The sequence below is a fragment of the Sphaerisporangium sp. B11E5 genome (genome assembly GCF_039871875.1).
Lineage (GTDB): Bacteria > Actinomycetota > Actinomycetes > Streptosporangiales > Streptosporangiaceae > Sphaerisporangium.
The window spans coordinates 293,495-306,472 of sequence record NZ_JBDPMD010000004.1; the positions used below are offsets into that span (position 1 = coordinate 293,495).

The following is a 12,978-nucleotide window of genomic DNA, read 5'->3' on the forward strand; positions in this document are numbered from 1 at the left end:
GAGGGGGCCGACTCGTTCGAGGTCACCTTCAATTCATCCATATGATGTGACCGATTTGCTATGGATGGCGTCGTCCGGCCGTTCCGCGAATTCGTTCTCAAGGTCGCAAGCAGGTGTGATCTGGCTTGCGACCATTGTTACGTTTATGAGCACGCGGACCAGGGATGGCGTAAGCAGCCCAGGTTCATGTCCGATCGGACCGCCGCCCAAGTAGCGGAGAGGATCGCGGACCACGCCAGAGAGCACCGCCTGCCGGTCGTGCATGTCATCATGCACGGAGGCGAACCCCTTCTGGCCGGTCCGTCCCGCCTGCAGCGTTTCGCCGAGATGTTGCGCAGGGCCCTCGACGGCGTGTCGGCACTGGACCTGCGGATCCACACCAACGGCGTGCTGCTCGGCGACGTGTTCTGCCAGGTGTTCGACACCGCGGACATCAAGGTAGGCATATCGCTTGACGGGGACCGGATCGCCAACGACCGGCACCGGCGGTACAGGAACGGGCGGAGCAGCTACGACGAGGTCATCAAGGCCGTCGACCTGCTGCGCGCACGATATCGCCGTCTCTACGCCGGCTTGCTGTGCACCGTCGACATCCTGAACGACCCGATCGCCGTGTACGAGGCGCTCCTGGAGCTGGAGCCGCCGCGCATCGATTTCTTGCTCCCTCACGGCACATGGGACCAGCCGCCGCCACGCTGGGTGGAGGGCGGCACGGCGTACGCGGACTGGCTGATCGAAATCCATGATCGATGGGTCGCGGACGGCAAACCCATCGCGATCCGGCTGTTCGACTCGATCGCATCGGTCGCCAAGGAGACCGGCACGGAGTCGTTGAGGAAATCCGGCGACTTGGTGGTGATCGAGACAGACGGCTCCTACGAGCAAGCCGACTCGCTGAAAATCGCTTATGACGGCGCCCCCGCGACGGGAATGCGCGTCCTTCACCACTCGCTTGACGAGGTCGCACGGCGACCGGGCCTGGAAGCCCACGCGGGTGATGCCGCCACGTTGGCCGGGCAATGCCAGGAGTGTCCGTTGGTCACCAGTTGCGGCGGCGGCCTCCATGCGCACCGGTACCGCACCGGATCGGGCTTCGCGAATCCTTCCGTCTACTGCTCCGATCTGTTCAAGCTGATCCCTCATGTGGAGCAGGTGACAAGGGGGCGTAACCACGAGTTCCCGATCTCGGCGTTGCGCGTCCTGGCCGGCGCGCGAGGCGGGCCGCGGGAGATCGAGCGGCTTCGCGCCCCTCAGCTCAGCCTGACCCGGCGCCAGGTGCACGCCACGGTGCACGCGACCGGTGACACTGTCTCATGGCGGATCTACTCCAGACTGCGGGACGATCACTGGAAGATCGCCGACGAGGTTCTGGAGCACCCGTACGTGCGTGCATGGGCGTCCGCCGGGGCGGGAGTGGAGTCCGCCGGGCTTCCCGGACGGCTCGCGGGCATCGCCGCGGCCATCGCGGTCCGTGCGGGCGAGTCGCTCACGATAGAGGTCCCGGTCTCCGGCGGCCTGGTCGACCTCCCGACACTCGGCCGGATGCGCGTGGGCGACGTGCCGTCGGCCCATGTCGAGATCGTGGGCGGGGAGTTCCAGGTGTACGCGGCCGGAAGCCTCCGCGGGCAGCGGAGCCCGCACTGGGAACCGGTGCGGAAGCTGGCGGCCGCCGGCATGGAGCTGCTCTTCGACGACGTCGATCCGTACCGGTCCTGTTTCGCCGTTCCCGTCAGCGACAGGTTGCCGGCTGAGCGGTTCGCCCGATGGCAGCGGCTTTTCGTCACGGCCGCGGAATTGTTGCGGAACGAGCATCCTGAACAGGCGGCCGCCGTCAAGGACGGCCTTCGCGTCGTGACTCCGCTGGCCGGTGAGCCCGGGCGTGTCGCGACCTCCCGGCATGCTTACGGCGCGGTGGCGGTGTCGGAGACCCAGGACGTGCGAACCCTGGCCATGCTGTTGGTGAGCGGATTGAGGGCCGGCCAGTTGCGGGCACTCCAGGCGATGTACGACCTCACGGGCCGCGACACCGGGATCGCCGAGCGGCTCCGCCGGGCCCACAACCGGCTGGCGGTGCTCGACTTCCTGAGTCCCGCGGACGCGGGTGTGGCGCTCCGGGAGGTGGAGGGCATCCTGCGGGAGCTGGCCGGACAGGCGCTCCCGGAGGCCGGGTGTGAGTTCGTGGCGGGCATGCGTGCCGCGGTGTCGGCCCGCGCGGCGGGGCACGTGCCGTCCGGTCCCGCTGCTTCGGTCCCCGGATCAGGCTGACCGATGGCCGGCCGGAGCCCGGTGCGCCTCGGGGCGAGGACCCCGAGCCGCCCGGCATGGGACACGAAACGGTCCAGGGAGTCCCTGGCGGCCGATCTGGGGGCGATGGGGCTTCGCCGTGGGGACGTCGTGCTCGCGCACATGTCGATGCGGCGCCTGGGCTGGATCGCCGACGGCGTGGAGACGATGCTGGCCGCGTTCAGGGACGTCATCGGCTCCGAGGGCACGCTCGTCGTCCCCACCTTCACCTCGGCGAACTCCGACACCTCCCGCGAGTACGCGAATCGCACCCGCGGGATGACGGGGAGCGATCTCGTCAGATACCGCGCGAGCCTGCCCCCGTTCGACCCGGAGACGACGCCGTCGCTGGAATGCGGTCTGTTCACCGAGATCACGCGAACCCAGCGGGACGCCGTGCGGAGCAGGCATCCCCAAACGTCCTTCGCCGCGATCGGGTCTCTGGCCGCGCGGCTCATGGCAGATCACGACCTCAGCGATCATCTGGGGGAGAATTCTCCACTGGCCAAGCTTTATGAGAAAAAAGCTCGCGTTCTGCTGGTTGGTGCGGGATATGAGTCCTGCACCGCTTTTCACCTGGCCGAATATCGTTACATCCCGTCACCGCCGCGCACTGTGTACGGCTGTGTGATCAAGACGCGCGGCGGCCGGGCATGGTGGCAGTACGAGGACGTCGTCCTCGACGATCGTGATTTCGCCGCGTGCGGACGTGAGATGGAACGTTTCGTCATGGTCGCCAGGGGGCACGTCGGTGACGCCGCCAGTCGCTGTTTCTCGCTTAAGGCGGCTGTGGACTTCGCTGGGGCGTGGCTTCGGCGCAACCGGCGCCCACGCTGACGGCCTCGATATCGTCATATGATGGGATGCCGCAGCGCTGATGTGATTCCATAGTGGACATTGATGGCCCAGCGGTACGGGAGGTGCGGTGGGCGGTACCTCCGGTGGAGAGGAACACGCACCATATTTCTTCCTGAGCTATGCGCGCACGCCACGCAATGGGCGTCAGAAGCCGAACACGTGGATGCAGCGATTCTATGATCATCTTTACGCTGAAGTGCTGGAACGCACCTTTCTGCCGCACGGTGTCCCGGCGGGGTTCATGGACGTCGATCTTCAGACCGGCGTCGAGTGGGACCGGCGGCTGGCGAAAGAGCTGGCGACGTGCAGGGTGTTCGTGCCGATGTACTCCAGGCGCTACTTCCACAGCGTCCAGTGCGGCAAGGAGTGGGCTGCGTTCGATTTACGGCGACGGAGGCACAGGGAGGACAAGGGCGATGTCCCCGAGGTAATCGTTCCGGCGCTCTGGGTGCCTGTACCTGACTATGAATTGCCGGAAATGGCGAGGTCGATCCAGTTCGCTCACGCCGACCTGAGTGGTCACTACCTTGACAAGGGCCTGTACGACCTGATGAAAATCAGGCAATATCGTGATCATTACTGGCGTGCTGTCCGGGCACTGGCGGTGCGGATCATCGAAGTCGCCGAGAGTGTGAAGCTGCCGGAAACGGAGCCGTGCGACTACAAGTCGATCAGGAGCGCGTTCACCGGGGATCCGGGGCGAAAATTCACGATAACCGTGGTGGCCGCCTCGTCGAGCACATTGCCCCACGGACGGTCCGCGCGGTTCTACGGGCCGGCCGCCACGGATTGGAACCCCTACCATCCGCAGGGCCGTCCCATCGCTCAGATCGCCGCGGACATCGTCCAGGACTTGGACTTCGAGCCTGAGATCGGCTCATGGAATGACCATGGCGAGGAGCTGCTCAGCCGCAGATCGCCGTCGTCACCGGGCTTGATCCTGCTGGATCCCTGGGCGGTGGTGGACCCTCGCTATGAAGACCTGCTCCGTGAGCTCGACCAGGTACACAATCCGTGGGTCGGCCTGGTGCTCCCGTGGAACAGCGCGGACCCGCAGATCACGGAGCACACCGTCGTCCTGCGCGAGCACCTGCACGCCCTGCTGCCCGCCAAGCTCGCGCAAGGACGTCCCGCCACACGGAACGCGGCGCTCGGCGTCGCCTCGCTGGAGGAGTTCAGGTCGGCGCTCCGGCCCGTGGTCCAGGAGCTCGGCAGTTCTTACCTGCGCAACGTGCAGGCGTTCCCCCCGCAGGTTCCGGGTACCGAGCGGCCGTGGCAGCGGCCGTCGATGGACCATCCGCCAGGACAGGAAGGGATGTCATGAGTGAGTCGCGTGACGGCCAGATCATCACCTTCTACTCGTTCAAGGGTGGCACCGGCCGCACCATGGCGCTCGCCAACACCGCCTGGATCCTCGCCGCCAACGGATTCCGGGTGCTGGTGATCGACTGGGATCTGGAGTCGCCGGGCCTGCACAAGTTCTTCCGTCCGTTCCTGGACGGCGACGCGATCAACGATACGCCGGGGGTCATCGACCTGATCACGGAATACTCCTGGGCGGCCACCGATGACACTCCCCGGTCGGCCGACTGGCACCGGGAGTACGCCAAGGTGCAGCGGCACGCGATGTCGATCGACTGGGAGCACTTCGCCGAGGGGGGAAGTCTGGACATCCTCTCTGCCGGCCAGCAGAACCGTGACTACTCCTCCCTGGGGTCGACCGTCAACTGGGATCACTTCTACGAGAGCCTGGGCGGCGGGCCGTTCTTCGACGCACTGCGCGACGACATGCGCGCGAACTACGACTACGTGCTCATCGACAGCCGCACCGGCCTCGGCGACATCGCCGAGATCTGCACGGTGCACTTTCCCGACATCCTCGTCACATGTTTCACCTTGAGCGACCAGAGCATCGAGGGTGCCGCCTCCGTCGCGTCGCGCATCGCCGACCGGTACCCGGACCGCATCCGCATGCTTCCCGTGCCGATGCGGGTGGACGACGCGGAGAAGGAGAAGCTGGACGCCGGACGGGCCTTCGCGCGAAGCCAGTTCGAGGGGTTCCCCGCGCGTGCCGGTCTGGAGAACACGAGCACGTACTGGGGAGCCGTGGAGATCCCCTACAAGCCGTTCTACGCGTATGAGGAGACGCTGGCGACCTTCGGGGACGAGGCGGGGTCGCCCGCGTCCCTGCTGGCCGCTTACGAGCGGCTGACGGCCGTGATCACCTCCGGCCGCGTGCGTTCGCTCCCGCCGCTGCGCGAGGAGACGCGCATGCGCTACCGCGAGCTCTTCATGCGCCGCCGGCCGGCTGTGACGAGCGACGTTCACCTCAGCTACGTCCCCGAGGACCGCCTGTGGGCCGAGTGGATCATCGCTCTCCTCGGCCGCGCCGGTCTCCGGGTCCATCCGCGCCGGGTGTCGGGCGAAGCGGAGGACGCCGCGGCCGAGGCGGTCGTGGACCCCATGGCGCGGACCGTGACTCTGCTCTCGCCGGCCTACCTCCGGTCGTCCCGCGCTCGTGAGACATGGCGGGCGACCACATCGGGAGAGATGGCCCTGAGCGGCGCCGGCGTGATCGCCGTCCGGGTCACCGAGGTCCAGATCCCCCCCACTTACACCGATTCCGCGTTGATCGACCTCGTGCAGATGGACGAGAGGCAGGCGACCACCGCGCTGCTCCGTGCTCTCGACCATCCGCCCAGGGAGTTCGAGCCCGATTCCTCCCCCGTCCTGCCCCGCTATCCGGGGACGCAGCCCGCTGTGATGAACCTCCCGACACGGAACGCCAAGTTCACCGGACGTATCGAGGTTCTGGAGCGGCTCCGCGATCAGCTCGTCGGCGGAAGCCAGGCCGTGGTGACCCAGGAGGTTCCTCAGACGGCCCTGTACGGTCTCGGCGGAATCGGCAAGACCCAGCTCGCCCTGGAGTACGCACACCGCTTCATGGCCGACTACGACGTCGTCTGGTGGGTCGCCGCCGAGCAGTCGGTGCTGCTCAACGTCGCCATGGCGGAACTGGCGGAGAAGCTGGGCATCCGCATGGGCGACAACGTCGCCGAGGCCGCCCAGGCGGCGAAGGAGGCGCTGCGCACCGGCAGGCCGTTCAGCCGCTGGCTGTTGATCTTCGACAACGCCGACGATCCCAAGGACCTGATGAACTACCTTCCCGGCGGCACGGGGCATGTGGTGATCACGTCCAGGAACCAGACGTGGTCCGATATCGCGGCGCCCCTGGAGATCGATGTCTTCACCCGCCAGGAGAGCGAGGAGCATCTGCGGCGCCATGTCCCCCGGCTGACCGCCGGGGACGCGAACCGGGTGGCCGAGCAGTTGGGAGACCTTCCCCTGGCGATCGAGCAGGCCGGCGCCTGGCTGCACGAGACCGGCATGGACGTGAACGAGTACTTGGAGAGACTCGCCGACCAGCCGGCACGGACACTCGCGTTGGGCGACACGCCGCTCAGCTACCCCACCCAGGTGGCGGCGGCGTGGAACGTCTCGTTCGAGCGGTTGAGGGAACAGTCGAGGGCGGCGGCGCGACTCCTGCAGCTTCTGGCGTTCTTCGCGGCCGAGCCGGTGTCCCTGTCCATGCTGTACGGCGACGAGACCGTGCGCTGTCTGGTGCCCTACGACAAGTCGCTGGCAGAGAAGATCATGATCGGCCGCCTGATCAGGGAACTGAACCGCTTCGCCCTCGCCCGGGTGGACCAGCGTGACAGATCCGTCCAGGTGCACCGGCTGGTGCAGGCCGTGCTGCGTGACCAGATGAGCCCGGAAGAGCGCGAAGCGACCATGCACGAAGTGCATCGCATCCTCCTCGGCGCGCGACCTGACATCGGCGACACCGACGACCCGGAGAACTGGGCGCGATACGACGAGATCTGGCCGCACCTGGTCCCCTCGCAGGCGGAGACCTGTGACGAGGAGCAGACACGGCAGCTTCTCATCGACCGTGTCCGCTACTTCTGGAAGCGGGGTGAGTTCGATCAGGCGCTGGACCTCGGCCGCCGTCTCGAACGCACCTGGATCAAGAAGCTCGGCACCTTCGACCGGCAGACGCTTTACCTGCGTTTCCACATGGCCAACGTGCTGCGCTCACAGGGCAAGTACCGGGAGGCACACGACCTCGACCGGGCGGTCATGGAGGACCAGCAACGCGTGCTGGAAGAGTCACATCCCCACACTTTGATGACGGCCGGTGGTCTCGCCGCCGACCTTCGGGCACTGGGGGACCTGGAGGAGTCCCTCCAACTGGCGGAGGAGACGCACGGCCGCACCAAGGAGTTCTTCGGTGAGGGCCACCCTCGCACGCTAATGGCCGCCAACAACCTCGCGGTGTCGCTGCGCCACATGGGGTACTTCCCCGCCGCGCGGGATCTCGATCAGGAGACCTTGTTCCTGCGCCGGGAGGTGCTGGGCCACCTCCACCCCTACACGCTGTTCTCCCAGAACAACCTGGCACTCGATCTGCGGGAGACCGGTGAGTACGTGCAGTCGGTGGATCTGCTGCGCGGCACGCTGGAGAGTTACGAGCAGGTCCTCGGCCCTGACCTGGTCGACACCTTGCGCACGGCGCGCAGCCTGGCCGTCTCGCTGCGCAGGGCCGGTGCGATCGCGGAGGCCCGGCAGATGACCGAGAGGGCCTACCAGCGCTACCTGGAGCGTTACGGCCCCGAGTCGCCGGAGACCATCGCCTGCAAGCTGAATCTGGCCGGCGACAAGTCGGTGACCGGTGACGAGCCGGACTCCTTGGTGCTGATCTCCGAGGTCCTGCTGAGCTACGAGCGCGACCTGGGGGAGAACAATCCCTACACCCTGGTCGCGGCCAACAACAAGACGATCTATCTACGGCTCAACCGTGACCCCGGGCAGGCCAGGGAACTCGGGGAGCGCACCTTCCGGCTGTTCACGGACAAGCTCGGGCCGGATCATCCCTTCACCCTGTGCTGCACCGTCAACCTCGCGAACGTGATGGCCGATCTCAAGGACCACACGTCAGAGGAAGAACTGCTGCGTGAGACGCTCCAGCGTCTCACGCAGGCTCAGGGGCCGCGGCATCCGAACACCTTGGTGTGCAAGGCCAACCTCGCGGCCGCGGAACGGGACCTCGGCCGGACGGACAAGGCCCGTGCCGTTCACGAGGAGGTGCTGACCGAGCTGCGGCAAGTTCTCGGGGAGAAGCACCCGGTGATCACAGCGGTGCTGGAGTGGCGCCGGATCGACCGGGACCTCGAACCTCTGCCCTGGTGAGGCCCCGAGGCTCCTGGGCGTCATTCGCACCGATGAGCCAGGGCAGGAGGTCGGGGAGGATTCGCAGCGCATGGAAGTGCGCGACTCCCCGCTGCACGGTGACCTTCGCCGTCGGGATGCGTGCCGCGAGCCAACGGGAGTGGCTGGGAGGGGAGAAGACGTCCTCCGCGCCGTGCCACAGATAGGTCGGCACGGTGATGTCGGCGGGGTCGAAACCCCAGGGGGAGGAGAACGCCATCGCGTCGTCGACCCAGCCACCGGGGGAGATGCGCAGCGCCTCGGCGTAGTTGTCCACCAGCATCCTGCGGATCCCCGTGTCGGCCATCACGCGCCGGTCGTCGCTTGTCAGCGCGTCGTACAGCACGTTGACGAGGTGGATCGGATCCTGCTTGATCTTGTGAGCGGTTGGTTCCAGATGGGCCGCCAGCCAGGCGAGTCCCTGACGCGCGATCGTGTACTCGGCGATGTTGCTCTCGGTCATGCCGTCGAACCAGTTGAGTCCGTCGGCTTCGCGCGGTGCCAGGCCGACCAGCACCGCCGCCCTGGTCACCAGTTCAGGCAACAGGGCGGCGCACGCGAGTGCGTGGGGGCCGCCTCCTGACCGTCCCACGACCGCGAAACGCTCCAGGCCGAGATGTTCGGCGATGGCCCGCACATCCGCCGCCACGTCCCCCACCCGGCGCCCGATGTGACGGTCGGAGCCGCCGTAGCCGGGCCGGTCGAAGGTGATGAGCCGCACGCCGAGCCGGTAGAGCAGTCCATGGCGGGGCAACGGGCCGATGCGGCTTCCTGGAGTGCCATGGAGGAGGAAGACGGGCTCGCCGCCGTCTACTTTCCCCCATTGCGCGACCGTGAGCCATCGCCGGCGATCGGTCGTCCTGATTCGATTCGTCAACTTCTTGCCTCCCCTGGCGATACGTCAACGAACGAACTCCAGCATCCCTGTAACCGGTCGCGCGGGGAAGCCCACCACGGCGACCAGTTGCCGTCACGCCGCAATGAGGAGGCCGGCCCCCGCTCAGAGGAAAAGCATAGCTAGATCATGCACACATCCCGGGTTACTTTCGAGGTGACGTCTTTCCGATAACCAGGCCGCCGAGCGAAAGAAGTGATCAATGCCGATTTCTGCGACAAATGTGGTACGTGTCGCATTCGGGATACTTGCCGTCGTCGCCCTGGTGACGGGATACGTGGGTCTCGATGATTTTCTGGCGAGCCAGTCGAGTCAGTCGAGCCAGCTGGCGACGGGGTTTGATCTTCTTTATTGGGATATACAGCTTTTTGTCCTGGATTCCGTGGCCAGTGACGGCGGCCAGTTGCCGGCCACTCTGCAGTTCGCGCGCTTCGCCGCGCCGGCCGTGACCATCTTCACCCTGGTGGACGGTGCGAGGCTGCTGTTCGCAGCGGAACTGCGCCGCATCCGAGCCCGTGAGTCGAGGGATCACGTGGTGGTCTGCGGGTCAGGGGCGGTGACGATCGCGTTGGTGGAACGTCTGCGAGAGAACGCCGAGCGCGTCGTGGTGATCAGTTCGGCGCCGGCCACGGCGCCGGGCGACCGCAGGGTGCTGCACGTGTCCGGGGACGCGCGCAATCCCGCGACGCTGCGGGCCGCCGGAACCCAGCGAGCCACCAGACTGTACGCGTGCGAGGCGGACAGTTCCACCAACACCGCGATCGCGCTGGCCGCGCACAGCCTGTCGCGCCGTGGGACGGACACCCCGCTTTCCGCCTATGCCTATATTCCTGACCCTGATCTCTGCGCGGCACTGCGTGCCCGCAGGCTGAGCCTGGCAGGACGGTCCCGATTACGGCTGGACTTCTTCAATCTGGACGAACTCGCCGCGCGGGTGCTGCTCGAACGGCATCCCGTGTTGAATGACCAGCCCATTGTGGTGATGGGACTGGATACGTTCGGTTGTGCTCTGCTTGTGGAGGTCGCAAAACGGAGACGACTGGACACCTCGTCGTCGGAGCGACTGCCGATCACTGTCGTGGACGACAACGCCGCTCAGACAGGCGCGGCGTTGTGCAGACGGTTCGAGTTCCTGCCGGAGGTATGCGAGATCACCTTTCATGACGCCGAACCCGATGATCCCCGTCTGGCCGAAATATTGCCCGCAGGGTCGCCGCAGCGGGTTTTCGTTTGCTACGCCGACCAGGACCTGGCGTTGAAGACCGCGCTCACCTCGATCCGGCTGTGGTGCTGCGGTCCGGGCTCGCTCATCGTGAGAGTCGAACAGGCGGCCACCTTCGGACGGGCGTTCCAGGACGTGCGGCTGCTGGAGGGCATAGCCGGAGCGTTGCACATCTTCGCGATCAACGAGGAGGCGGGGGACCCCCGCCTGATCGGCGAGGACCTGGTCGAGACGCTGGCCCGGGCCATCCACGATCGTTATCTGCTCGAGGCCGCCGGCCGCCGGGAGAACCTGCAGAGCAATACCTCGATGGCTTCCTGGGAACGGCTGCCTGATCGGCTTAAGAACGCCAATAGGCGGCAGGCCGAGGATATAGGCAGGAAGCTGGCCAGCATCGGTTGCGCGCTCGCGCCTCGTGTCGAACCCGGACTGGCCTTCTCGTTCAAGGAGCAGGAGATAGAACGACTTGCCGTCATGGAACACGACCGATGGCTCACGGAGCTGGTCCGCCACGGGTGGACCCAGGGCCCGGAACGTGACTCCGTGCGGCTGCGGCACCCCGACCTGGACAGATGGGAAAATCTTTCCGAGGTGGCGAGAGAGAAGGATCGTGACACGGTTCGCAACCTGCCGTGCATCCTCTCCGACGCAGGTTTCCAGATCGTACGGATCACCTGACATGGCGACGTCGGCCGGTCCAGGAGGAGAGGACATCGATGCCCAGGATCGCCATCACAGGTCACCGTGACCTGACGGAGCCCACGGCGAGATCGGTGCGGGAAGCGGTACGCGAGGCCCTCACCACCCGGCGGGAAAGCCTGATCGGTGTGTCATGCCTGGCGGAAGGAGCGGACCAGCTTTTCGCCCGTGAGGTTCTCACGGCCGGCGGTGAGCTTCACGCGGTCATCCCGGCGGCCGATTACCGGGACACCCTGCCCGTCGACGCGCGGGCCGCCTACGATGATCTTACTGGGCTGGCCGCGCACGTCCATCGAATGCCCGCGCGCGTTGCCGCTCCGACGTCCTACATGGCCGCCTCCGAGTACATGTTGCGCGGAACGGACGAACTCTTCGCGGTGTGGGACGGTTGCCCGGCCCTGGGGTACGGCGGAACGGCGGATGTCGTCTCGTATGCCCGCCGGAAAGGGGTCAAAGTACACGTGATCTGGCCGCAGGGCGCCGAGCGTGCGTGACGTCGATGGTCAGGTGTGGCCGGGAGGGTCGATGAGGCGGGTCATGGCCTGCTTGTCGGGCTTGCCGGCGTCGGTGAGGGGGATCTGGCTGAGGACGGTGATCGAGCGGGGGAGGTGGCCGGTGCTCAGGGAGGCGCGGATCAGGGTGAGCAGGGATGGGCGGTCGATGGTGTGGCCGGGGGTGGGGGTGACGAAGGCGTGGAAGGCTTCGCCGGATTCGTTGTCGGGGGTGCCTACCACGTAGGCCTCGTTCACCGAGGGGTGGCTGGTGAGGACGAGTTCTACGGCGCCGGCGTGGCAGACCTCGGCGTTGACCATGATGACGTCTCGGCTGCGGCCGGTCAGGTGGAGGAGGCCGGTGGGGCCTAGACGGCCCAGGTCGCGGGTGTGGAGCCAGCCGTCTTTCAGGACTTCGGTGGTGTGGGTGGGGTCGTTCCAGTAGGTGGTCATCATTTGGGGGGTGCGGACCCAGATCTCGCCGGTCTCGCCGTGCGGGAGTTCGGTGCCGTCGCGGCGGATGCTGAGGTCCACGGCGGGGAGGGGGTGGCCTACTGAGGTGAGGGCGTCTTTTTCGGTGGTGAGGTCGTGGGGGGTGAGCATGGAGATGACGCCTGCTTCGGCTTGGCCGTAGCCCTGCCAGATGATGGGGCCCAGGGTTCGCATGGCTTCGGTGAGGAGGGCGGGGCCTGCGGGGGAGCCGCCGAGGAGGAGGGCGCGGAGGGCGGTCAGGTCGGCGGGGTGGGTGCGGAGGGTGGCGAGCATGCGGTGGAGGGCCGGTGGGGGCATCATCACGGCGGTGACGGCGTGGCGGGCCAGGGCGTGGGGGAGGAGGGGCTGGGGGTCGTCCTCGGCGGGGAGCACCACGGTGCCGCCGGCGACGAGGCAGCGGCCGAGGTAGGTCATCATCACGGGGCTGGCGAGGCTCTGGTGGATGAGGCAGCGGTCGAAGGCGGTCATCAGGGTCTTCAGCGGCGGGGGCCAGTGGTCCTGGCGGTAGGCGAGGGTGAAGGCCCTGTATGTCTGGGCGCAGGCCTTGGGCATGCCGGTGGAGCCGCTGGTGAAGGTGAGCCGGGCGACGGCGCCGGGGGTGGCGTGCGAGGTGAGGTCGCCTTCTGCTCCGGGTGGGCCGGCGAGGAGGTCGACGGCGCCGGGGCGGAGGCCGAGCGACAACACCGGGACGCCGGGGTCGTCCGGTATCCCCGGGAGGGCGGGGCCGGCGGCGGGGTGGGAACCCGGAGACTCTGGGGCGGTGGGGCGGG

General features: G+C 67.0%; 8 protein-coding genes. 6 read left to right on the forward strand and 2 right to left on the reverse strand.

All coding sequences use genetic code 11. From position 1 onward, the window contains the following. Positions 1-60: 60 nt before the first annotated feature. The 4 genes from ABGB17_RS06625 (at position 61) to fxsT (ending at position 8,391) form a co-directional block, all read left to right on the forward strand. On the forward strand, positions 61-2,265 hold the full coding sequence (locus ABGB17_RS06625) for an FxsB family cyclophane-forming radical SAM/SPASM peptide maturase (protein WP_347626897.1): 2,205 nt from the start codon (positions 61-63) through the stop codon (positions 2,263-2,265). 129 nt (positions 2,266-2,394) lie between these two features. Then, the gene (locus ABGB17_RS06630; RefSeq protein ID WP_347626898.1) at positions 2,395-3,120 is read left to right on the forward strand and encodes an AAC(3) family N-acetyltransferase; all 726 of its coding nucleotides are present in this window, start codon (positions 2,395-2,397) and stop codon (positions 3,118-3,120) included. Between the two features lie 88 nt (positions 3,121-3,208). After that, complete coding sequence (locus ABGB17_RS06635; protein ID WP_347626899.1) at positions 3,209-4,465, forward strand: TIR-like protein FxsC; 1,257 nt, start codon at positions 3,209-3,211, stop codon at positions 4,463-4,465. Continuing rightward, positions 4,462-8,391 carry an FxSxx-COOH system tetratricopeptide repeat protein gene (fxsT, locus tag ABGB17_RS06640; RefSeq protein WP_347626900.1) on the forward strand — a complete coding sequence of 1,310 codons (3,930 nt, stop codon included), beginning with the start codon at positions 4,462-4,464 and terminating at the stop codon, positions 8,389-8,391. The genes ABGB17_RS06635 and fxsT overlap by 4 nt, the downstream gene beginning before the upstream one ends. On the opposite strand, the gene ABGB17_RS06645 is transcribed toward fxsT, so the two are convergent. Further along, positions 8,333-9,286 carry an alpha/beta hydrolase gene (locus tag ABGB17_RS06645; RefSeq protein WP_347626901.1) on the reverse strand — a complete coding sequence of 318 codons (954 nt, stop codon included), beginning with the start codon at positions 9,284-9,286 and terminating at the stop codon, positions 8,333-8,335. The two genes, fxsT and ABGB17_RS06645, sit on opposite strands and share 59 nt — an antisense overlap. Positions 9,287-9,506: 220 nt before the next feature. Here ABGB17_RS06645 and ABGB17_RS06650 point away from each other — a divergent pair, with 220 nt between their 5' ends. Both ABGB17_RS06650 and ABGB17_RS06655 read left to right on the forward strand, forming a co-directional pair. Continuing rightward, on the forward strand, positions 9,507-11,204 hold the full coding sequence (locus ABGB17_RS06650; RefSeq protein WP_347626902.1) for a RyR domain-containing protein: 1,698 nt from the start codon (positions 9,507-9,509) through the stop codon (positions 11,202-11,204). 38 nt (positions 11,205-11,242) lie between these two features. Continuing rightward, positions 11,243-11,719, forward strand: coding sequence for a hypothetical protein (locus ABGB17_RS06655; RefSeq protein ID WP_347626903.1), 477 nt, complete (start codon positions 11,243-11,245; stop codon positions 11,717-11,719). Positions 11,720-11,728: 9 nt separating this feature from the next. On the opposite strand, the gene ABGB17_RS06660 is transcribed toward ABGB17_RS06655, so the two are convergent. Beyond that, positions 11,729-12,978: fatty acid--CoA ligase family protein (locus ABGB17_RS06660; RefSeq protein ID WP_347626904.1), on the reverse strand; the 1,250-nt coding region annotated here is incomplete at its 5' end.